Source organism: Micromonospora sp. NPDC023888 (assembly GCF_040639415.1).
Taxonomy (GTDB): domain Bacteria; phylum Actinomycetota; class Actinomycetes; order Mycobacteriales; family Micromonosporaceae; genus Micromonospora.
In genome coordinates this window covers 14,454-36,269 of the sequence record NZ_JBEZZW010000057.1, presented here as the reverse complement: position 1 = coordinate 36,269, position 21,816 = coordinate 14,454, and the positions used below count along the sequence as shown (strand labels likewise).

Genomic DNA, 21,816 nt, shown 5'->3' with positions numbered 1-21,816 from the left:
CCTGGTCTCGATGGCGCCGACGACGCCAACACCAAGCCCGAACCTGCCACTACCGACGACACGGCTACCCCTGACCAACTGCCGTTGCAGTACTAGGCGGGGAAGGTCTCGCGCAGCGCGGAGTCCAGTGACCGGCCGGTCGTGGGCTCGACGAACAGGTCGGTGAGCAGCAGATCGGCGAGGTAGGTGGCGTTGATTCCGGCCTCCTTGCCCCCGAGGCCCTGCAACGCGCCGCCGAGTCGCAGGGCGGCCTTCGCCGCGCCGGCCGGCAGTCGGGTGACCCGGCGGCGTCGGCCGACCGCCTCCGCGATGCGCCCGATCATGTCGTGCCAGGTGAGGTTCTCGTCGGCGACTGGAATGTCCGCGCCGCTTGCCTGCTCCAGAGCGTCCGCCGCGACCTCGGCCACGCTGCGCGCCGAGGCCGCGGCGCTTCCGCCGGTCGGCGCGACCAGCGGGGTACGCGACCGCGCCCACCGGTCCAGCGGCCCGGCCCAGTTCGGCAACCGGTCACCGGCCCGACCGAAGACGAAGGGCAGTTCGAGGACGGCGACCGGCAGCTCCGGCCCGGCGGCCGCCCGCCCCTCGCGGGCCTGCTCGACCCGGCACCGGATGTACGTGTGCCGCTCGGCGAGCCGCCACCGCGGATGCAGCCTGTCGAAATGGGTGTAGTACGAGCCCATGACGACACCGCGGGTGAGACCCTCCCGGCGGGCGGCCGTGAACAGGCGCACCACCGGTTCGACGTTGTCGCTGCGGAACTGCGGGTAGATCGGCTTGCGCAGCGGCCGTTGCTCGTCGGTGCGGGTGGCGTACACGACACCGTCGTGACCGGCGAGCAACGGCCGCAGGTCGTCGATCGAGGCGGACCCGACATCGAGCCGGTGATCGACCCCCGGTTGGGCGGTGCGCGCCACGGTGGTGGTGGCATGGCCGCGCTCGCGCAGCACGTCCACGACATGAGCGCCGATCAGGCCACTGCCACCCACCACGAGAATTCGCACGGTGCATCGTCCAGGCTGGACCCTGGTGCTTGTCAAGCCACCGACCCGGCGTCGGTCACTGCTTGTTCTTCGCGACGTTGTAGATGTCCAGGACGTCGTCGTCGAAGTAGGGGCCGTACATGTTGCCGGAGTACTTGTACGACATCACCGAGTTGACGTACCCGAACCGGAGGTCGTTGTCCCAGGCGCGCAGGAACGGGCCCCCGCTGGCGCCATGGTTGAGCGGGCAGTTCTTCAGCTTGACCCGCTGTGCCCCGGCGGCCTTGATGGTGCCTTGGGCGTAGTACTGTGACAGACCGTCGTACGGGGCCTCGCCCGGATAGCCGAGCAGCAGGGCCGAGAGCGACTTGGACTTGTTGACGCTGAGTCCCTGCCCGCCGGTGACGTGCACGAGGCGGTTGCCGCCCTGCGGGTGCATGGTGACGAACGCGAAGTCCCACCACAGGTAACCCCAGTCGACCCAGCCCTCGACCGAGGTGAACTCCTTGGCGAACCAGAGGCCGTGCAGTTCTTCGCCCTCGGTGTACTCCGGCGCGTACGCCCAGTTGTCGTACCAGACGGATCCGCCGTCACCGGGATGTACGCAGTGCCCGGCGGTGGACACCAGGTTCGCCTGCGGGTTGTTGATGGTCCCGCCGGAGCAGAAGAAGTCCTCGTTCTTGTGGGTGAAGAAGACCCGCCCGACGCCGGGTGAGGCGTTCACCGCCTGGGTTCCCTGGCTGGCGCCCTCCGGGGCCGCGCTCACGCCGGCCGCCGAGGAGCGTGGGGCTGCCGGCGTCGCCACGTCCCGTTCCGCACCGATGCGGCCGGGACGGTCGGTGGCCTCCCCGTCGAACGTGTCGACGCCGTCCGGCATGGGGGCGGGGCGTGCCGCGCGCATGCGTTCCGGCGTCCAGTAGGCATTGCCCGCCGACGCCGCGGTGTCCGCATCGGTGGACACCCGCCCGTTGATGGTGGCGCGCGCTTCGGCCACGGTCGCGGAGGTGCCGGGCGAGCCAGCGGGTGCGACACCCGCCCGGGCCGGCGTCTGGGCGACGGCGAGAGTGGCCAGCAGCATGGTGCCCACCGAGACGAATCCGAGTTTCCTGCGCACGCGGCCCCCTGAGGTTGGCGGTCGGAGCGACCAGGCTCCGACGTCACAGCGCCCACGCTAGGGCCGGCCGGGCGATCCACAGTGGTCCTGTCGTGTACGTTCGGTGACGGTTGCCTGACTGCGGAACGCACCACGTCGTGTCTGAGAGAGCTTCACGAATCCGGGGGTAGGGGATGCCTGAGCCGCGCGCCTTCTGGCTGGACGAGCAGTTCGACCGCGAGCGCGGCACCGACGCGGGTGGCCGCTACGAGGCCGAGGTGCGGCGGCGGCTCGACGACTTCGCCGACACCTGGGGCGACATCTCGCCGGCCGGGTTCGCGGCGACGGCCTGGCGGGTCGCCACCGAGCTGTCGCCGGGCTTCGTCCGCTGGCATCGGCGGATCGTCTCGGCGACCTGTGCGAGAAGCCCCTGGGACGGCAGCATGGTCTGCGCCGTGACGGTGATCTCGCGCTGGCCGGCCGAACTCACCTGGACCAGGCAGTGGCAGCGCGACCGCGGCTGGCGGGACTGGCCCCAACTGTTCGGCCAGTACACGAGCCCGACGGCGCAGGATCAGACCCGCAGCCCGCACCTGCGGGCGATGCTCCAGGTCGAGGCGCCGGTGTCGCTCGACCAACTGCCGCCGGCCCCGGACGGTCCGGCTGGCGAGGTCTCCACCGCGGCGCGTCGAGCCGTGGTGGTGCTGGCTCGGGAGCTCAACGACCTCCTCGCGCCGATGATCGGCCAGCTCGACGCCGGGGTGCCCACGCCGTAGTCCAACCTGGGCATGGCGCTGCCGATGCTTGGGCGGATGGCGGAGGCCCGCGAGCACCTGGACGTCGTCCAGCTTTGTGAAGCCCGAACCGTCGCGGTCCGGGCCGGGGCAAACGCCGGGCCGGGCCACGACGGCGCTTTTCTGCTTTCCCGAAATAACCGGCGGTGGTGTCGCGCACCGGACCCGCGCTGATTTTCGGTGCGCGCCGGACCGTGCGCCGCAGGTCGACCGGCCGATCGACGACGATGTGCCGTCCGCGAATCGCGCCGGCCATTTCGCCATCCCTCTGTCCACTGACATGGACAACCGTCGGGTCGCTGTGCCGATAAATCGCGCGGGGCCGGATCCGCCGGTTTCCCGGCCGTAACCCGCCGCATGTCGGGCCCACCGGCAGGCGCGTGCCGAGCCGCTGTCGCGACGCGGCGACCGTCGCCGTCGACGAGTGGCGCGCCGGCCGACCGTATGTGCCGTAATCGCTGTCTGTGAGCAGGTGGACACCGTCGGCGATGCACTCGCGCCGCAGGGCATCGTCCGTACGGCCATCGATGCCCGACCGCATGGTGAGGCCCGGGTCCCCCCGGCGCAAGGGGGTGCTGATACCACCCCGCTGGCAACCCCTGCAGAAGGGATAAAACGCCATGCCCTGGTTGACTCCCGCTCGGCCGCGTTGTCATCGTTGCCGCAGTATCGGGGAGCAAGTCGTCGTACTCGGGGGTAATCGCGGCATGCCTAAGTTGATCTTATAGTCCTCGCGCCGGAATCACCGGCGGTCGCATTATCGACATTTGTTTCGCGGCAATTACCGTCATGGGTCAGTGCGTCGCCGCTCGATGTCGAGTTCGCGCGTCAACGCGCTGGATCCGAACCATTCCGGCGGCCGACCCGCCAATTCGTGTAACGCAATCTACTAATGGTGGTGGATCATGACTGTAGAGGGAACCGTAGCCCCATCCGTACCGCTGCTGGCGGACCCGGCGGCCCGCGTGCTGTCGACACCGCTGCGACTAGCCCCCGCGCCGGCCGACCCGCGGGTCCTCACCTTCGACGCCGCGGTGCCCCGGTACCTGGTGCACCGCGCCTCCATCGCCGAGGTCTTCGTCACCGACTCCGTGGAGATCGGGGAGAACGCCTACCAGGTCGCCGCCCTCCTGCCCCGGGGCCACTACGTCGGCGAGAACGCGGGGCTGTACGACTACCTGATCCTCGTCGAGGTGGTACGCCAGGCCGGGGTCCTGGTCGCGCACACCCGCCTCGACGTACCGCTGCAGACGGCGTTCATCTTCCGTGGGCTGTCCCTGCAGATCAACGACCTGCGACCGGTGTACGTCGGTACCTCGCCGGGCGAGGTGGTCATCACCATGACGGTCGCCCCCGAGCGCACCGGCGCGGGGCGGCTACGCGGCCTGTCGTTCGAGGGCGACGTGGCGATCGACGGCCGGTCGGCCCTGCACGGGACCGGGAAGCTGCTGTTTGTCAGCCGGGACACGTTCAAGGCGCTGCGTCAGCGGGGCCGGGATGGCAAGCTCGCCCGGCAGCGGCCGGCGGCGCTGCGGTTCACGCCGGCCCGCCCGGAGAGCGTCGGGCGCCGCGACGTCCGCAACGTCGTCGTCACCGAGGCGGTGGCGCTGGGCGGGCAGCGGTACGCGATGTCCCTGGTCATCGACGTCAGCCACCCGTACATGTTCGACCACCCGCTCGATCACGTACCCGGGAACCTGTCGCTGGAGGCAGCCCGCCAGGCGGCGATCGCCTCGGTCGCCCGCCAGTACGGGCTGGCCGCGGAGAGCCTGACGGTCCTCGGCGCCGAGGTGGAGTTCGGGGAGTTCGCGGAGATCGACCTGATCACGCGGGTGACCGCCGAGGTCGGCGAACTCGGAACGCACCAGGAGACCGACATGGTCGTCGCCCCGGTGTCGGTGACGCTCACCCAGGCCGACGTGGCGGTCGCCTCGGCGAAGGTGCAGGTGGCGGTATGGGCGTGAACCAGCCGGACGGCATCGACACCATCGTCGTCGACTACGGCGGCGTGCTCACCAACCCGCTGCGGGAGACGTACGCGGCCTTCGCGGCCCGGGTCGGCATCGGAATCGAGGAGATCATGCGGGCCTTCGCCGATGCCACCCGCCGGCTGGGACGTACCCCGATGGCGGCGCTGGAGGTCGCGGCGATCACCGAGCGGCAGATGGTGGACGAGCTGCTCGCCGAGCTGCCCGAGGGCACCGGCGACCCGCTGGCCGGCCGGCCCTTCGGCGAGCTGTGGTTCCAGGGCCGCCGGGCGAACAAGGAGTTCCTGGACTACCTGCGGGAGCTGCGCGCCGACGGCTTCCGGTTGGCCCTGCTGACCAACAACGTCCGGGAGTGGGAGCAGCGCTGGCGGGCCCAGATCCCGGTCGACGAGCTGTTCTCGGTGGTGGTCAACTCTGCGCACGAGGGCGTCCGCAAGCCGGACCCGCGCATCTACCGGATCCTGCTGGGCCGGCTCGACGCTCGGGCGGAGCAGTGCCTGTTCGTCGACGACGACGCGGCGAACTGCGCGGCCGCGCGCCAGCTCGGCATCCGCACCGTGCAGTTCACTCACACCGCCCAGGCGGTCGAGTCCCTGGACGAGATCCTGCGTACCCGACGGGAGCCGAGGTGACCCGGGAGCCATCGGTGCTGGTCGTCGGCGCCGGACCGACCGGTCTGACGCTGGCGTGCACGCTACGGCGGTTTGGTGTGGACTGCCGGGTCGTGGACCGACGCGAGGGCCTCGGCGACGAGCCGAAGGCACTCGTGCTGTGGAGCGGCGCGCTGGAGGCGCTGCGCCGTACCGGCGTGGCGGACGAGGCGGTGACGCGGGCGCTGGCGCTGACCGGCGCGAGCTACTGGTCGCGGGGACGGCGCATCGGTGGGATCGGGTTTGGGGACCTGCCGGGTACGGCGTTCCCCGGCCCGGTCTGCCTGCCGCAGCCGGTCCTGGAGCGGTTGCTGCTCGACCGGCTGGAGCAGCTCGGCGGGTCGGTGCAGTGGCGTACCGAGGCTGTCGGCGTCGAGATCACGACGGATGGCGCGCGGGTCGAGCTGGGCCACGGCGACGGCGAGCGCGAGCACGTCGAGGTGCCGTGGGTCGTCGGCGCGGACGGCACCCGCAGCCGGGTACGGGAGTCGCTGGGCATCCCGTACGAGGGCACCACGTACCCGCGGGTGTTCCTGCTCGGCGACGGCCGGCTGCGCGGGCCGGCGCCGGCCCGGGAGGCCCAGTACCACCTGCACCCGGACGGAGTGCTGGTGTTGGTGCCGCTGCCCGACGGAGGCCACCGGGTGTTCTTCGACCTGCCGGACGGTCCGGCGGGCGCGGACGCGACCGAGGGCGCCCCGGACGTCGGGCTGCTGCAGGGGCTGCTCGACACCCGGGGACCGGGCGGCCTGACGTTGACCGAGACCTGGTGGACCAGCCGGTTCCGGGTGCACGCCCGGCTGGCGCGCGAGTTCCGGCGCGGTCCGGTGTTCCTGGCGGGCGACGCGGCGCACTGCCACAGCCCGGCCGGCGGCCAGGGACTCAACACCGGCGTCCAGGACGGGTACGACCTCGGCTGGAAGCTGGCCAGCGTCGTACGCGGTGCGGGTGAGCAACTGCTGGACAGCTACCCGGCGGAGCGGCGGCCGGCCTCGGCGGCGGCGGTACGCAGCGCCGATCAGCAGACCCGGCTGTGGATGCTGCGGGCCCCGCTCGCCCGGGCGCTGCGGGACGGGGTGATGCGCCGGCTGCTGAGCACGGCGCTGCCCAGGCGGCGCATCGTCCCCCAGCTCGCCCAGCTGCACCTGGACCACTCCGGCAGCACGGCCGTGGTGGACCTTCCGGACGCGGCGACGCCGCCGGCGGTGCGGTTGGGCCGCCGGATGCCCGACACCGAGCTGGTCGCCGCCGACGGCTCGGGTGCCGGGACGCTGCACGACTACCTGGCGCGCGGCCGGCACGTGGTGCTGGCGGTCGGCGGCCGGGCGGCGGCGCACGCCGTCGAGCGCGTCGTGCCGCTGCTGGTTGGGCGTGGGGTGTCCGACGTCGTCGACGTGCTCTGGCTGCGCCCGTCCGGGTCGCTGATCGAGCGGCCGTTCGGCGGCGGGTTCGACGTACGCGACGAGGGCCCGCCTGCCGCGCTCAGCGGCGGCAAGCGGTCCTGGCTGGTGTACGTGCGCCCGGACGGTGTCGTCGGGGCGCGGGCCGGTACGGAGCAGGTCGACGGCCTGGTGGCGCTGCTGCCGCGCCGGGCAGCCCCGGTGAAGACCGGGTGAGTCCGGGCAGGGCAGCCCGGCGCGCCGGCCGGGGAGCGCTGGCGGTGGCTTCGCCTCGCCGTCAGCGCTTCATCGGCGCCGGGTGCCGGGCCAGCAGTCGGGCGGCGACCTCGTGCAGGACCGCCAGTTCGGCGGCGGGAACCTCGGCGAAGAACGCCGCCTCGGCCTCGTCGAGCAGGGCGGCGCCGTCGCGTAGCACCTGCCAGCCGGCGTCGGTCAGCGCGACGACGTGCCGGCGCCGGTCCTGGGGATTGCGTCGACGCTCGGCCAGCCCCTGCTTCTCGAGCTCGTCGATGACGCCGACCAGCACGTTGGGGTCGATGCCGAGCAGCCGGCTGACGTCCTGCTGCGACAGCGTGTCGTCGGCGGCCAGGGTGGACAGCACGTTGAGGTGCCGGGGCCGGATGCCCAGGGGTTCGAGGGCGCGCTCGGCGGTGACCATCGCCAGCTCGCCCAGCTTGATCAACCGGAAACCCGTCCGGCCGGACATGGCCGAGCCCGGGGTGGTCGTACCCGTGGGTCGCTGTTCACCGTTCCATCGCGCCATGCGCCCAGCTTAGGTCTTGGCAATATCCGTATGCTAGACATACGATCCGTCGCGTTTATGGTATGCATAACGTACGCATGGTGTGAAGTTCGCACGGTCTAAGGAAGGGTTCCCACCGCGATGTTTTCCGCGATCGCCCGGCTGAGCACCGCACGCCCCTGGGCCGTCCTGCTCTTCGCTGCGACCTTCCTGGTCAACGCTCTCGTCTTCGGCTCCGGCGTCGCCGACCGGCTCGGCAACGGCGGCACCGACGATCCCGCCGCCGAGTCCACCGAGGCCGCGCGGCTGCTCGACCAGCACTTCCCCACCAGCCGGTCGAACCTGGTGCTGCTGGTCCGGGCCGCCGACGGGCGCACGGTCGACGACCGGACCATCGCGCAACAGGGCGCCCAGCTCACCGAGCGGCTGGCCTTCGAGCCGTCCCTGGTCGGCGTCACCTCGTACTGGCAGACCGGCGTGGCCGACCTGAAGTCCCGCGACGGCCGCTACGCGCTCGTCCTCGCCCGCGTCCAGGGCGACGAGACCGCCGCCGCCGCCGTCTTCGACGTTATCGCGCCCCGTTACCGCGGCCAGACCGGCGACCTCGTCGTCCGCCTCGGCGGCGCCACCGCCGTACGCGACCAGGTGCAGAGCACCATCCAAGAGGACATCGTCCGCTCCGAGTTGATCGCGCTGCCGCTCACCCTGCTGATCCTCGTCTGGGTCTTCGGCAGCCTGGTGGCCGCGCTACTGCCGCTCGCCGTCGGCATCGTCGCCATCCTCGGCACCGGCGGGGTGCTCGGCCTGCTCAGCCGCGCCACCGACGTGTCGATCTTCGCGCAGAACCTGACCACCGCGCTCGGTCTCGGGCTGGCCATCGACTACGCGCTGTTCATCGTGCGCCGCTTCCGCGAGGAGCAACAGGCCGGCGCCGACGTCCGCGCGGCGGTCACCCGTACCCTGGCCACCGCCGGACGTACGGTGCTGTTCTCCGCCCTGACCGTGGCCGTGTCGCTGGCCGCCATGCTGATCTTCCCGATGTACTTCCTGCGCTCGTTCGCGTACGCCGGAATCTCGGTCGTGCTGCTGGCCGCCGCCGCCGCGCTGCTGCTCCTGCCGGCCCTGCTGGTGATCCTCGGCCCGCGCGTCGACGCGCTGGACCTGCGGCGGCTGCTGCGCCGACGCCGCGCGGGCACCGCCGACCGGGTCGCCGGCCAGCGCTGGTACGGCACGGCCACCGCCGTCATGCGCCGCGCCCCCGTGGTGACCCTGCTGGTCACCGGCGTGCTCGTGCTGCTCGGCCTGCCGTTCCTGCGGGTCGAGTTCGGCACCACCGACGACCGGCAGCTACCGCGCGGCACCGAGGCGCGGGCCGTACAGGACACCATCCGCGAGAACTTCGCGCTGCGCCCGACCGCCGTCATCGACGTGGTGCTGGCCGAGCGGACCGAGCCGGAGGCGCTCGGCGACTACGCGGCCCGGCTGTCCGCGCTGCCCACCGTCGCCCAGGTGGAGAGCCCGCAGGGCACCTACCGGGGTGGCGCGCGCGCCGACGCGGCCGGTCCGGCCGACGCGCTGCGTACCGACGGGGGCGTCGCGCACCTGTCGGTCACCCCCACCGCCGACATCGAGGACATCTCGCCGGAGAGTCAGGCCCTGGTACGCGACCTGCGCGCCGTCGCGGCCCCGGTCCCCGCGCGCGTCGGTGGGCAGGCCGCCGCCCTGGTCGACACCCGCGCCGCGATCGGCGACCGGCTGCCCCTCGCGATCGGGCTCATCGCGGCGACCACGTTCCTGCTGGTCTTCCTGATGACCGGCAGCGTGCTGATCCCGCTGCAGGCCCTGGTGCTCAACGCGCTGAGCCTCACCGCCATGTTCGGCGCCGTCGTCTGGATCTTCCAGGACGGCAACGGTGCCGGGCTGCTCGGCTTCACCCAGACCGGCTACATCGAGACCTCACTGCCGGTGCTGATGTTCTGCGTCGCCTTCGGACTGTCCATGGACTACGGCGTCTTCCTCCTCTCCCGCATCCGGGAGGAGTACGAACGCACGGGCGACAACCGCAGCGCGATCGCGTTCGGCATCCAGCGCACCGGCAGTCTGATCACCGCCGCGGCCGTCATCCTCGCCCTCGTGCTGGCCATCATCGGCACCTCCCGGATCACCAACATCAAGATGCTCGGCCTGGGTGTCGCCCTCGCTGTGCTTGTCGACGCGACGGTGGTGCGCTGCCTGCTGGTGCCCGCCGTCATGGCGCTGACCGGCCGAGCGACCTGGTGGGCGCCGTCCTGGCTGCGCCGTGTACACCGGCGCGTCGGACTGCGCGAGGACGGCCCGGCGGCGGCCCCACCGACGACACCGGCCCGGACCCCGGTCGCCGTGGCCGCGGGGGCCGACGACAGCACCCTGACCGATCCGGTAGCCCGGTGACCCCGCCGGCACCAGGCCCACCGCCGCCAACCGCCCGAGGAGGAAGTCCCGCCATGCCCGAGGACCCGTCGCCCGTACCCGCCCGGAGCCTGGTGACCGGCGCGACCGGCATGCTCGGCTCGGCCGTCGTCGCGCACCTGCTGGCCGCTGGCGGTGAGGTCCTCGCCCTGGCCCGCGACGCCGGGCGGGCCCGCAGCCTGCTGCCGGCCCATCCGCGACTGTCCATCGTCACCGGTGACGTCACCGCCGTCGACAGCTACCGCCGGCACCTGCCCGGCCTGGCGGCCGTCATCCACACCGCCGCCTACTTCCGCGAGTACTACCAGCCCGGCCACGACCCGGACCTGCTGCACCGCACCAACGTCAGTGCGGTGGAGGACCTGATCGACGCGAGCGCCGCCGCCGGCGTGCCGGTGGTGGTGCACACGTCCTCGACGGCGGTGCTGGGGCGCGGGTCGCGGCAGTCCCTCGCCGACGAGGACACCCCGGTCGACGCGGACTGGGAGAGCAACGGCTACCGGGCGAGCAAGGTACGCGCCGAGCAGGCGGTCGCCCGGGCCTGCGCCCGTACGGGCCTGCGGGTGCCGCTGGTCCTGCCCGGCTGGATGTGGGGACCCGGTGACGCCGGACCCACCGCCGCCGGCCGGCTGTTCCTGGCGGTGGCCCGCAGCGAGTTGCGCGCCGTACCCCGCGTCGGCAACCACCTCGTCGACGCGCGCGACGTGGCCGCCGCCTGCGTCCGGGCCGCGATCGACGGGCAGAGCCTGCGCCGGTACGTGGTCGCCGGCAGTTGGTACCCGCTGCCGGAGATCTGCGGCCTGATCGCCGCCGCCACCGCGACGACGCCGCCGCGCTCGGTGCCCGCCCCGGTCGCGATGAGCTTCGCCACGCTGCTGGAGTTCCAGGCCCGGCTGCGCCGCAAGCCCCCGATCGCAACCCGGGCCGGCGTCCGGGTCCTCGTCGAGGGCAACCGCGCCCGCTACTCCTCGCAACGCGCCACCCGCGAGCTCGGGGTGAGCTTCCGGCCGCTGGCCGAAACCCTGGCCGACGAGGCCGCCTGGTACCGGGCCCACGGCATGCTGCCCCCGCCCGGGTCCACCACCGGCCGCCGCGCGACCCGGGCCGCCGACGGTTCCGCTCCCGCCACCCACTAGCCGCCGCACCGACTTCCCGGAGGAACGACTCCCATGGCCCGAGGCAGAACCATCACCACCATCCTCGCCGCGGCGGCGCTCATGGCGCTGCCGTTCGCGGTCCGACCGGACTCCTCGGCCGCGCCGCTCCCCACCGAGGTCGCGGTCACCCAGCAGCAGGCCGATCCGGCCCGGTTCGCCGCCCAGCACATCGTCGACGTGCCGGTCCGGTTCACCGTCCGCAACGTCAACCGCTCACTGGCCGCCTGCAACGTCGACGGCAAGACCTACCAGGTCAACGGCCACCTCACCGCACCCGAGAAGGTCCTGTCGGCGCCCGACGCGGCGATCACCCTCTACCAGCACGGCATCGCCGCCGGCGAGTGGTACTGGCGCCTCGACGTGCCCGGCTACCACCACGCCGAGGAGCTGGCCAAGCGCGGCCACGCCTCGCTGACCGTCGACCGGCTCGGCTACGGCGCCAGCAGCAAGCCCAACGGACTGTCGCTGTGCATCGGCGGCGAGGCCGACGTGGCCCACCAGATCGTGCAGCAGTTGCGCGCCGGCACGTACCAGCTGCTCGGCACCGTGCCCGGGGCGCGTACGACGCCACGGTTCGCCAAGGTCGCGCTCGCCGGGCAGTCCAACGGCGGTCAGATCGCGCAGATCGCCACCTACTCGTTCCGCGACATCGATGCTCTCGTGATCATGGACTGGACCGACCTCGGCCTCACCCCGCAGGCCAACGCCCGGTTCTTCAGCTCGCTGCAGACCTGCATGCGGGGCGGCTCGGCGGGCGGCGACGGCGGCGCCGACGGGTACGCCTACTACGACCTCGGCCGCGAGGAGTTCCGCACGGGGAACTTCCACGACACGGACCCGGCGGTACTCGTCGCCGCCCTACCGCACCAGAACCGGCACCCCTGCGGCGACATGGCCTCCCAGCTCAGCTCCGTCTTCGTAGACCTGCGGCACCTGTCCGAGATCAAGGTTCCGGTCCTGCTGATGTACGGCGAGCGCGACGCCCGCGTCTCCGGTGGGCAGGAGCACCGCGCCCTGTTCACCGGCACCACAGACGTTCGGCTGCTCGACGTGCCGAACGCCGGCCACTACATGGGCCTGGAGCGCAACGCCCCGCTGGTCCACGACACGCTCGCGTCCTGGCTGGACGCTCACCGGTTCTGACCTGCCCGTACCTGACTAGGAGAGCGCCCAATGTCCGCCCTGGACCCGCACCCCGCTCCGCCCGAGCGCCACGACGCGTCGCGGCTGTACCGGCTCGGCCGCCTGCTGGCTGCCCGCCGGCGCACCGTACTCGTGGTGGCCGCGCTGGTCACCGTCCTCGCCGGGGTCTTCGGCGCCGGCGCGATGAACGCCCTGTCCCTGTCCCGCTTCGAGTCGCCCGGCGCCGAGTCCGTCCGCGCGGACGCCCTGCTGCACGAGCGGTTCGGCACCGGCAGCCCCAACCTGCTGCTGCTCGTCACCGCGAAGACCGGCACCGTCGACAGCCCGGAGGTCGCCGAGGCCGGTCGGGCGCTGACCACGGAACTCAGCGGGCAGGCCGAGGTCGCCGACGCCGGCTCCTACTGGACGTACGACTCCAGCCCGGCGCTGCGCAGCAAGGACGGCACCCGGGCGTTGGTGGTGGCCTGGCTGCCGGGCTCGGCGACCGAGGCGCGCGAGGCGCTGGCCGACCTGTCGCCGCGCTTCACCCGCGACAGCGGCCCGATCACGGTGGCCGTCGGCGGGCAGGACGAGGTGTTCCGCCAGGTCGCCACCCAGGCCCGAATGGACTTCATCCGCGCCGAGGTCGTCGTCCTGCCGGTGGTGTTCCTGCTGCTGCTCTGGGTCTACCGCCGGCTGTCCGCGGCGCTGCTCACCATCGGGGTCGGGCTGTTCGCGATGCTCACCACCCTCGCCCTGCTCCGGGTGATCACCCTGTTCACCGAGGTGTCCACGTTCGCCGCGAACCTGACCCTGGTCCTCGGCCTTGGTCTCGGCATCGACTACAGCCTGTTCGTCATCTTCCGGTTCCGCGAGGAACTCGCCCGCGGCCGGGACGCCGCCTCGGCGGCGGCCCGCGCGACCCAGACCGCCGGACGGACGGTCGTGTTCAGCGGCGTCACCGTCGCGGCCTCGCTGGCGATACTGCTCGCCCTGCCGTTCCCGTTCCTGCGCTCCTTCGCGTACGCCGGGGTCCTGGTCGTGGCCACCTCGGTGCTCGGCGCGGTGATCGTGCTTCCCGCGGCGCTGGCCGGCCTCGGGGCCCGGGTGGCCCGGCGCGGTGTCACGGCGGCCCCCGACGTGGAACGCGGCCGCTGGTACCGCCTCGCCCTCGCGGTCATGCGCCGGCCGGTGCTGACCGGCGGCGCCGCGGTGGTGATCCTGCTGCTGCTCGGCGCGCCCTTCCTCGGCGTCCGCTTCGGGCTCCCCGACGAGCGGATCCTGCCGGCCGACGCGACCAGTCGCGTGGTGCAGGAACACATCCGCGCCGACTTCGCCGTCGAGCAGAGCGACGCGATCCAGGTCGTCGCCGCGGACCTGGCCGACCCGGCGACGCGCGAGGCCGACGTCGCCAGCTACGCCGCCGCGCTGTCCCGGCTGCCCGGGGTGTTCCAGGTGGACTCCCGCGCCGGCTCGTTCAGCGCCGGCGAGCAGGTCCGCCCGCCGACCGACCGGTTCGACGCCGAGCGCGGCACCTGGCTGTCGGTCATCCCGACCACGGCCGCCCTCGACGGGGACGTGCCGGCCCTGGTGGGCTCCGTACGGGCCGTCGAGGCACCCTTCCCGGTCCTGGTGGGCGGGTTCCCCGCCGACATGACGGACTTCCGCGACCGGTTGCTGAACCGGCTGCCGCTGGTCATCGTGCTGGTGCTGGCCGTCACGTTCGTGATCCTGTTCCTGATGAGCGGCAGCCTGCTGGTTCCGGTGAAGGCGACCGTCCTCAACGTCCTGAGCCTGTCGGTGCTGTTCGGCGCGTTGGTCTGGGTCTTCCAGGATGGGCACGGGGCGGAACTGATCGGGTTCACCGCCACCGGCCGGATGGAACCCAGCATCCCGATCCTGATGTTCTGCGTCGCCTACGGCCTGTCCATGGACTACGAGGTCTTCATGATCTCCCGGATCCGGGAGGAGTACGAGCGCACCGGCGACCTGGTCCGCTCGGTGGCCACTGGCATCCAGCGCGGCGGGCCCCTGATCACCGCCGCCGCCGGGATCATGGCGTTGACCTTCGCCGCGTACGCGACCGGCCGGGTGGGGTTCCTGCAGATGCTCGGGGTCAGCATGGCGCTGGCCGTGCTCGTCGACGCGACCCTGATCCGGGCCGTGCTGATGCCCGCGTTCATGCGGCTGGCCGGCACCGCCAACTGGTGGGCACCCGGTCCGCTGCGCCGGCTGCACCGCCGCATCGGCCTCAGTGAGTCCGAACCGGCCACCGTATCGGCCACATCCCCGGAGCCGATGGCGCGGCTGAGTTCGGCGGCGCCGGTCAGCGAGTGAGCGTTCCGCCGGTCGGGGCCCACGGCGGCACCTCCGTGTGCCGCCGTGTCACCAAGTAGGCCCCGACCAGCGGGTTCCGCCACGCCGCCGCCGCCCCCCGCCGGCGTGGCCGTCCCCGGCGAACCCGGCGCGTGCGCCGGGTTCGCCGGCCGGGCGGCGGAGACGGACTCGGGCGGCCACAAATCACCGAAAGTTCTCCGCGCCGACACGAGCGCCGCATTGCGAGCAAATTGCACCCGCCGTGCGGCATCTCGTCCGGAAATCCGCAATACCCGGGTGTCCCGGTATTCGAGATAACCCGCTCCGGATTCTTCGGCGCGAGCGCACGCCTCCGCCCCCGCCCGCCGCTCGGGATCCGCCGCCGGGATGGCACCGGCCGGGCGATGGGACGTCATGCTATTCGCCGAGGTAATGCCGTCACGCCGTATCGGCCACGGCCGGCGGCGGGCGCCGTCACAGGCCGGCTTATCTGCTGGGACAGTGTCTTTCGGCGTCGTCCGCACGACGCGGGCGACCCGCGCTACGGTGACGTCACCGACATTGCCCGTCGCAGATATCTCGTGTTTACAGGCCTGTTGTACGCTCATCCGCGACGCACGACGACGCGCGTTTCCACTCCATTCAATGACGGGAACTTTGTTCTACGGGGGCAATGTGACGTCTACAACGCATTTCGCGCGAAGAGAGCTCGGTGCATTCCTGCGATCCCGCCGCAACCGTCTACGACCGGAACTCGCCGGTATCGGGGTGACCGGCCAGCGACGGACGCCGGGACTGCGTCGCGAAGAGGTCGCTAGATTGGCCGGAGTGAGTATCACCTGGTACACGTGGCTGGAACAAGGGCGCAATATCCGGGTGTCGCGTCAGGTGCTGGCCAGCATCGCACGCGCCCTGTTCCTGAACCCGGTCGAGCGCGACCACCTGTTCCTGCTCGCCGGTGAGCGGGCGCCGACCCGCAGGACGACCCGCCGGGCGGTCAGCGCAGACACATTGCGGTTCGTCGAACTGCTCGGCGCGTACCCGTGCTGGGTCTTCGACCGCTACTTCGACATCCTCACCTGGAACGACAGCGGCGCGGCGCTGCTTGTCGACATCGAGGGCCGCCCGGAACACGAGCTCAACGCGCTGTGGCTGCTGTTCCACGAGCCCCGTGCCCGGCAACTGCTCGTGGACTGGGAGGACGAGGCGCGGCGGCTGGTGGCGCTGCTGCGCGGTGAGCTGGCCGCGAACACCGCTGACGCCCGCTACCGGGAAATGGTCCGGGATCTCGGGGCCACCAGCGCGACGTTCCGGCAGTTCTGGGAGACCCACGACGTCGTGTCGTTCACCTCGTCGGTGCGTCGCTTCAACCACCCCCGGGTCGGCCGGATGGCGCTGCGTTCCATGAAGCTCGACCTGGTCAACGAGCCGGGGCACAGCCTGATGGTCTACTTCGCCGACCCGGGCACTGCCGACCTGGAACGCCTGCACGCCCTGACCGGCATGCCCGGGCCGGACAATGGCCGCCTCGGTAACGGCGCGGCGTCCGTGCTGCTGGGCGCCGGCCTGCCCTAGCCGGCCTCCCCAGGGCGTGTGGCAGAGAATCGGGGCGGGCGGTTTTCACCGCCCGCCCCGGACTCCCGCCGTTCGGCGGCCCGGCCGCCGACCAGGCCGGGCACCACCGCCTAGCCGGTCAGGACGAACCTCTCCCAGGACCCGACCGACGTGCGGTTGGCGATCAACGCGCCCGCCCCGGCGTTCTCGGCGGCCACGATCTGGTTGTTGGCAAGCGCCCGCAGGCCGACAGTCCCGTCGGAGTTGTTGATGATCTGGAAGGTCTCCCACGGGCCGATCGTCGTGCGGTTCGCGATCAACGGATTCGCGCCCGCGTTGTCGGCGCAGACGTACATCCCGTTGGCGCGCGAGCGCAGGGCGATGTTGCCGTTGCCGGCGTCCACCCGGTCGAACTGCTCGGTCGTCGAGACGCTGGCCTTGTTGGCGATCAGCGGGTTGGTGCCGACTGCCGACACGTACTGGTTGTTGACCTGCGCCCGCAACGTGATCCCCCCGCTGGGGGTGGTGGTGCCGGTGGTGAAGGTGAACGCGTCGACGTCGAACAGGTTGCCCGAGCCGCCCTTGAACACCAGGTACAGCGTGGTCGACGCGGTCGGCGGGTTGCTGATGGCGGTGGAGACGTCGACGAAGGTCTCCCAGTCACCGGTCACCGGCACCGTGGCGGTGCCCAACAGCGTGCCGGTGGCGGACCCGGCGCGAACCTCGATGGTGCCGCCGGCACCGGCCGACGAGACCCGTGCGGTGAACCGGGTCGCGTTGGACAGGTTGTACGGCTGGTACGAGATCCAGTCGTTGTTCTCGATGAACCCGGCCGTCCGGCCACCCTCGGCGTTGGTGTGGTCGGTCGCCTGCACGCCGGACTGGGCGGTGAAGTGCTCACCCTGGCGGTGCTTCGGTTGCAGGGTCTTGATGCTGTGCGTGGTGAGCCCACCGTTGTCGGTGTAGGCGGCGTCGAAGACTCCGTAGATGTTGGCCGCGGAGTCGTGCTCCCCGTCGGTCGGGACGGTGATCGAGCCGCTGCACCCGGTCTTCGAGGTGATCTGGTGCGCGTGGCTGTCGTGGCCCAGCGCGTAGGTCAGGCTCACCTTGGTGCAGTCGATCGTGCCGTCCTGCGGGTCGCTCACCGAGATCTGGTACGACACCGTGTCACCGAAGCTGAACAGTTGCCCGTCGACGGGCGAGGTGAGCGTCACCGTCGGCGCGGTGTTGCCCACGGTGACGACCAGGCTCGCCGTGCCGGACAGGCCGGTCGGGTCGGTGACCTTCAGCGTGGGGGAGTAGGTGCCGTTCGTGGTGTACGTCTTGGTGGGGTTGGCCGCCGTCGACGTGGTGCCGTCGCCGAACGTCCACAGGTAGCTCAGCGCGCCACCCTCCGGGTCGGAGCTGCCGGCCGACGAGAAGTTGACGGTCAGCGGGTTCGACCCCGAGGTCGGGTTGGCCGAGGCGACCGCGATCGGGTTGCGGTTGCCGCCACCGATGTACTCGATCCGGAAGAGCGCCTGGTTGTTCGAGCCGGTGCCGTAGTCGAGCACGTAGAGCGCGCCGTCCGGGCCGAAGGCCATGTCCATGACCTGCGTGCCGCTCCACGGGAACGAGGAGATCTCCCCGCGGGAGCCGTCGGAGTTGATCGCGATGGGCTTGATCCAGCGGCGGCCGTACTCGCCGGCGAAGAACAGGCCGTTGAGCGACTGCGGGAACTTGACGCTGGAGTTCAGCGAGGCGTCGTAGCGGTAGACCGGCCCGGCCATGGGCGACTCGGAGCCGCTGCCGAACTCCGACGGTGATCCGGAGTCGCCGGCGTACTTGATCCAGGCCGGCTTCGCCGCGGGCAGCGTGCCCAGACCGGTGTTGCGGAACGAGTTGTTGGTCGGCCCGCCCGTGCAGTTGTACTTCGACTGCGACGGCCCGGACGGGAAGGTGTATTCATTGTATGTTTCGGTGCTCGTGTTGCTGCCCGTGCAGTACGGCCAGCCGAAGTTGCCGGGTGCCGTGATGCGGTTGAACTCCACCTGACCCTGGGGGCCCCGGCTGGAGTTGGTGCTCCCGGCGTCCGGACCGTAGTCGCCGACGTAGACGACGCCTGTCGCCTTGTCGACGCTCATCCGGAACGGGTTGCGCAGACCCATCGCGTAGATCTCCGGACGGGTGTTGGCCGTGCCGGGCGCGAACAGGTTGCCCGACGGGATCGTGTACGTGCCGTCCGCCTGCGGCTTGATCCGCAGCACCTTGCCCCGCAGGTCGTTGGTGTTACCCGCCGAGCGCTGGGCGTCGAACTGCGGGTTGCGGTTGGTCCGCTCGTCCAGCGGCGCGTACCCGGAGGACTCGAACGGGTTGGTGTCGTCGCCGGTGGTCAGGTACAGGTTGCCGGCGGCGTCGAAGTCCAGGTCACCGCCGACGTGGCAGCACTGCCCACGGTCGTTGGCGACCTGGAGCACGATCTTCTCGCTGCTCAGGTTGAGCGTGTCGTCGCTGTTGAGGGTGAACCGGGACAGCCGCAGATGCCCCTTCCACCGGTCCCAGTCCGACTGCGTGCCGGTGGTGGGGGCGTCCCCGGACGGGGTGCTCAACGTGGGCGAGTAGTACAGGTAGATCCACCGGTTGGTGGCGAAGTTGGGGTCGACGGCGACGCCCTGCAACCCCTCCTCGTCGTGGGTGTAGACGGACAGGGTGCCGGAGGTCTTGGTGTTGCCGGCCACGTCGGTGACCCGCAGGACACCGTTGCGGGCGGTGTGCAGCACCGAGCGGTTGGGCAGCACGGCCAGCGACATGGCCTCACCCAGCTCGGCCGAGCCGGTGGCGAGTTTGACCTGCTGATAATCCGAGGCGGGGATGACCACCGCCTGAGCGGTGGAGGGTGCGGCCACGGCCAGGGTCACGCTCGCGACGGTGGTGACCGCCGCGATGAGTGCCCGGGACCAGCGCCGGGGGTTCGAAAGCATGATCGTCCTTTCTCGACGACCAGGGCCGGGGCGTGCGGGGGCGCACCACGGCCAGGTGAGGGTGGTGGGGAGCTAGCCGCGGAGCGGTCAGTTGGTGACGAAGTCGAACTTCTCCCACTGACCGATGGAGGTCCGGTTGGCGATCAGCGGGGAGGAGCCTCCGTTGTCGGCGGCCACGTACCGGCTGTTCACGGTGGCTCGCAGGCTAACCGTGCCGTCGGAGTTACGGATCAGCTGGAACGTCTCCCACGCGCCGGCGGTGGCCCGGTTGGCGATCAGCGCGGACGCCCCGGCGTTCTCTGCCGCGACGAACTGCCCGTTGCTCTTGGCGCGCAGCGCGACGTTGCCGTTGGCGAGGTTGACCACCTCGAACCGCTCGCTGGTGCCGGCGGAGGTCTTGTTGGCGATCAGCGGGGTGGTGGCGTTGGGTGCACTGACGTACTGGTTGTTGGCGCGAGCCCGCAGGGTGGAACCGGTGGCGGCGGGCGGCGGGGTGGTCGGCGGGGCCGTCGTCGGCGGGGGCGTGGTCGGCGGGGCCGTCGTCGGCGGGGCGGTGGTCGGCGGCGGGGTGGTCGGCGTCGTCCCCGGCGAGCAGTTGGCGCTCACCGAACCCGCGGCGACCTGCAGGCCGCCGAGCAGCATCCGGGTGAAGTTCGGGTCGGTGTACGACGCCTCGGTGTGCCCGAGACCCGTGTACCAGGCACGTCCGCCGCCGAACGCCTTGCACCAGGTGATCGGGTGGTCGCCGTTCATGTTGCCGCCGCTGTAGGACGACTCGTCGAGGCTGGCGAGGACCCGTGCGCTGGAGCGGGGGTTGGTGCGGTAGTTGTACCACTCGTCGGAGCGGACCCAGGTGGCGCCGAGGTGTGCGGTCGACGGGTTGGTCCGGTCCTCGATCTTCACGGTCGCGGTCTGGATCGCCGGGTGCGAGTCGAACCACGCCCCGACGAGCTGGCCGTACCACGGCCAGCTGTACTCGGTGTCGGCGGCGGCGTGCACGCCGACGTACCCACCACCGGACCCGATGTACGACTCGAAGGCCGTCTGCTGGCTGGCGTTCAGGACGTCGCCGGTCGTCGACATGAAGACCACCGCCTGGAACTGGGCCAGGTTGGAGGTGGTGAACTGGTTGGCGTCCTCGGTCGCGGTCACGCTGAAGCCGTTGGCGGCGCCGAGCTGCTGGATCGCGGCGATGCCGTTGGGGATGGCCGAGTGGCGGAAGCCCGCGGTCTTGCTGAACACCAGGACCTTGGTCAGCGGTGCTGCCGAGGCTTGCGTGGGAAGGGCTACCAGGCCGGCCATCAACACGGCCAGGCCGCTGACGAGGGCCAACAAGCGGGGACGGGAACGCATGGTCTTGCTCCTCTGCTGAGCGTCGACCTCAGGCTGTGCACGGGGGCAGGCCGGGGCCGCAGTGGCGGTGGTGCGGAAGCCGGGCCGCCGATGCTCGGCTGAGGTGGTGCGGGGGTGGTGGGGTGATGGGGGATGGGGCGCTGCGCCAGTCGGCCACCCCGGCCGACACTGTGGACGGTCCGATTGTATCGACTGGCATCGCTGACGCAGTAAACCTCCGATGTCTGGCCCTCGTCAAGCCCACCCGCTCCAGATCGGGTGCCCGGGGCAACGGCCGGCGCAGGCGGTGCCGCACGCCGCGTGCTCGGCGGCAGGTCCACCCACCAAGACGAGAACGTCGCGTCGGACAAGGCGCGGCGCTGCTGGTTTACCCGTCAGCCTCGCCGCGCGCCGGGCGGCTAGCCTCGGTCGTTCGCCGTGCGACCGCGGGCCCCGCGGGTCGCCATGAGGATGAGGTCGGCGATCGTCTCCGGGTGGGTCACCATGGCAAGGTGCGACGATTCGACCTCGATCGTGGTCGCGTCCATCCGTTCGGCCAGGAACCGCTCCAGCTCCGGAGCGGTAGTGCGGTCCTGCGTGGAGATCGAGTAGTAGCAGGGTCGGTCCCGCCAGGCGGCCGTGGTCGTGCGGCCCTGGAACAGGTCCCCAGCGATCGGCCCCTGCACCGCGTAGAGGGCGCGGGCGCGGGTCTCCTCCACCCCACCGGCGAAGTCGGCGAGGAAAGCGCTCTCGCTGAGCTGTGCGTACCCGTCGTGGTGCACGAGACCGGCGTTCGCCGGTGGCGTGGGGTACTTCGCTGCGAGCGCGGTGTAGTCCTCGCCGGCGTCCGGCGCGCGGGCCGCCACGTACACCAGGGCGGTGACCCGGGGATGGTTGCCGGCGTCGCTGATCACCGTGCCGGCATAGGAGTGGCCCACCAGCACCGTGGGCCCGTCCTGGCGGTCGAGGGCACGGTTGGTGGCGGCCACGTCGTCGGCCAGGGAGGTGAGCGGGTTCTGCACCGCGGTGACGGTCAGACCGGCCCGCTGCAGAAGGGGGATGACGTCGGACCAGGAGGAGCCGTCGGCGTACGCGCCGTGGACCAGCACGACGTTGCGCGCGGGCGTGGCCGGGGACATGTCACTCAACTCAAACCTCCGCGGTCCGGGCGAGGCCGTGCCACCGCTGCGTCGTCGACGACGGCTCTCGCCTGCCACTCTTCCCCACGTCGGTCCGGTCGGTGGGCAGAACGCCGACGTTCGTGCCCCCAGCGCAGCGGG

Annotated in this window: 14 protein-coding genes and 1 pseudogene; 9 read left to right on the top strand and 6 right to left on the bottom strand. The window is 71.6% G+C overall.

Annotation, left to right across the window (positions count from 1 at the left end):
- Nucleotides 1–92: 92 nt before the first annotated feature.
- Both AB0F61_RS32050 and AB0F61_RS32045 read right to left on the bottom strand, forming a co-directional pair.
- Nucleotides 93–1,001: an NAD(P)H-binding protein gene (locus AB0F61_RS32050; protein WP_357817476.1), complete on the bottom strand. Its 909-nt coding sequence runs from the start codon at nt 999–1,001 to the stop codon at nt 93–95.
- A gap of 55 nt (nt 1,002–1,056) precedes the next feature.
- Nucleotides 1,057–2,094, bottom strand: coding sequence for a hypothetical protein (locus tag AB0F61_RS32045; protein ID WP_357817474.1), 1,038 nt, complete (start codon nt 2,092–2,094; stop codon nt 1,057–1,059).
- Between the two features lie 173 nt (nt 2,095–2,267).
- On the opposite strand from AB0F61_RS32045, the gene AB0F61_RS32040 reads away from it, so the two are divergent.
- The 4 genes from AB0F61_RS32040 (at nt 2,268) to AB0F61_RS32025 (ending at nt 7,121) form a co-directional block, all read left to right on the top strand.
- On the top strand, nt 2,268–2,849 hold the full coding sequence (locus AB0F61_RS32040) for a hypothetical protein (RefSeq protein WP_357817471.1): 582 nt from the start codon (nt 2,268–2,270) through the stop codon (nt 2,847–2,849).
- A 923-nt stretch (nt 2,850–3,772) separates the two neighbouring features.
- The gene (locus AB0F61_RS32035) at nt 3,773–4,831 is read left to right on the top strand and encodes a ScbA/BarX family gamma-butyrolactone biosynthesis protein (protein WP_357817469.1); all 1,059 of its coding nucleotides are present in this window, start codon (nt 3,773–3,775) and stop codon (nt 4,829–4,831) included.
- Nucleotides 4,822–5,487 carry an HAD family phosphatase gene (locus AB0F61_RS32030; protein ID WP_357817467.1) on the top strand — a complete coding sequence of 222 codons (666 nt, stop codon included), beginning with the start codon at nt 4,822–4,824 and terminating at the stop codon, nt 5,485–5,487. Before AB0F61_RS32035 ends, AB0F61_RS32030 begins: the two co-directional genes overlap by 10 nt.
- A complete protein-coding gene (locus AB0F61_RS32025) occupies nt 5,484–7,121 on the top strand; it encodes an FAD-dependent monooxygenase (protein WP_357817464.1) in 1,638 nt (545 codons plus the stop codon). Before AB0F61_RS32030 ends, AB0F61_RS32025 begins: the two co-directional genes overlap by 4 nt.
- 61 nt (nt 7,122–7,182) lie before the next feature.
- Here the strand turns inward: AB0F61_RS32025 and AB0F61_RS32020 are convergent, their stop codons facing one another.
- A complete protein-coding gene (locus tag AB0F61_RS32020) occupies nt 7,183–7,668 on the bottom strand; it encodes a MarR family winged helix-turn-helix transcriptional regulator (RefSeq protein ID WP_357817462.1) in 486 nt (161 codons plus the stop codon).
- Nucleotides 7,669–7,788: 120 nt separating this feature from the next.
- Between AB0F61_RS32020 and AB0F61_RS32015 the strand changes: the two genes are divergently transcribed.
- The 5 genes from AB0F61_RS32015 to AB0F61_RS31995 all read left to right on the top strand — a co-directional run bounded on the left by AB0F61_RS32015 (nt 7,789) and on the right by AB0F61_RS31995 (nt 16,265).
- Nucleotides 7,789–10,077 (top strand): MMPL family transporter, encoded by a 2,289-nt coding sequence (locus tag AB0F61_RS32015; RefSeq protein WP_357817459.1) that lies wholly within the window; start codon nt 7,789–7,791, stop codon nt 10,075–10,077.
- 53 nt (nt 10,078–10,130) lie between these two features.
- Entirely contained in the window at nt 10,131–11,231 is a 1,101-nt protein-coding gene (locus AB0F61_RS32010) for an NAD-dependent epimerase/dehydratase family protein (protein WP_357817457.1), read from the top strand.
- Nucleotides 11,232–11,264: 33 nt separating this feature from the next.
- Nucleotides 11,265–12,395 carry an alpha/beta hydrolase gene (locus AB0F61_RS32005; protein WP_357817454.1) on the top strand — a complete coding sequence of 377 codons (1,131 nt, stop codon included), beginning with the start codon at nt 11,265–11,267 and terminating at the stop codon, nt 12,393–12,395.
- Nucleotides 12,396–12,425: 30 nt separating this feature from the next.
- Nucleotides 12,426–14,711 carry an MMPL family transporter gene (locus AB0F61_RS32000; protein WP_357817451.1) on the top strand — a complete coding sequence of 762 codons (2,286 nt, stop codon included), beginning with the start codon at nt 12,426–12,428 and terminating at the stop codon, nt 14,709–14,711.
- Nucleotides 14,712–15,077: 366 nt separating this feature from the next.
- Entirely contained in the window at nt 15,078–16,265 is a 1,188-nt protein-coding gene (locus tag AB0F61_RS31995; protein ID WP_357817447.1) for a helix-turn-helix transcriptional regulator, read from the top strand.
- A 110-nt stretch (nt 16,266–16,375) separates the two neighbouring features.
- On the opposite strand, the gene AB0F61_RS31990 is transcribed toward AB0F61_RS31995, so the two are convergent.
- The 3 genes and pseudogenes from AB0F61_RS31990 to AB0F61_RS31980 all read right to left on the bottom strand — a co-directional run bounded on the left by AB0F61_RS31990 (nt 16,376) and on the right by AB0F61_RS31980 (nt 21,675).
- On the bottom strand, nt 16,376–19,204 hold the full coding sequence (locus tag AB0F61_RS31990; RefSeq protein WP_357817444.1) for a PQQ-dependent sugar dehydrogenase: 2,829 nt from the start codon (nt 19,202–19,204) through the stop codon (nt 16,376–16,378).
- 588 nt (nt 19,205–19,792) lie between these two features.
- Nucleotides 19,793–20,506: pseudogene (locus AB0F61_RS31985) on the bottom strand (ThuA domain-containing protein); the annotation flags it as partial.
- 449 nt (nt 20,507–20,955) lie between these two features.
- Complete coding sequence (locus AB0F61_RS31980) at nt 20,956–21,675, bottom strand: alpha/beta hydrolase (protein WP_357817484.1); 720 nt, start codon at nt 21,673–21,675, stop codon at nt 20,956–20,958.
- Nucleotides 21,676–21,816 lie beyond the last annotated feature (141 nt).

Coding starts and splice junctions, on each gene's coding strand:
- AB0F61_RS32040 (WP_357817471.1), top strand. CDS start 2,268: ATGCCTGAGCCGCGCGCCTTCTGGCTGGACGAGCAGTTCGACCGCGAG.
- AB0F61_RS32035 (WP_357817469.1), top strand. CDS start 3,773: ATGACTGTAGAGGGAACCGTAGCCCCATCCGTACCGCTGCTGGCGGAC.
- AB0F61_RS32030 (WP_357817467.1), top strand. CDS start 4,822: ATGGGCGTGAACCAGCCGGACGGCATCGACACCATCGTCGTCGACTAC.
- AB0F61_RS32020 (WP_357817462.1), bottom strand. CDS start 7,668: ATGGCGCGATGGAACGGTGAACAGCGACCCACGGGTACGACCACCCCG.
- AB0F61_RS32015 (WP_357817459.1), top strand. CDS start 7,789: ATGTTTTCCGCGATCGCCCGGCTGAGCACCGCACGCCCCTGGGCCGTC.
- AB0F61_RS32010 (WP_357817457.1), top strand. CDS start 10,131: ATGCCCGAGGACCCGTCGCCCGTACCCGCCCGGAGCCTGGTGACCGGC.
- AB0F61_RS32005 (WP_357817454.1), top strand. CDS start 11,265: ATGGCCCGAGGCAGAACCATCACCACCATCCTCGCCGCGGCGGCGCTC.
- AB0F61_RS32000 (WP_357817451.1), top strand. CDS start 12,426: ATGTCCGCCCTGGACCCGCACCCCGCTCCGCCCGAGCGCCACGACGCG.
- AB0F61_RS31995 (WP_357817447.1), top strand. CDS start 15,078: ATGGCACCGGCCGGGCGATGGGACGTCATGCTATTCGCCGAGGTAATG.
- AB0F61_RS31990 (WP_357817444.1), bottom strand. CDS start 19,204: ATGCTTTCGAACCCCCGGCGCTGGTCCCGGGCACTCATCGCGGCGGTC.
- AB0F61_RS31980 (WP_357817484.1), bottom strand. CDS start 21,675: ATGTCCCCGGCCACGCCCGCGCGCAACGTCGTGCTGGTCCACGGCGCG.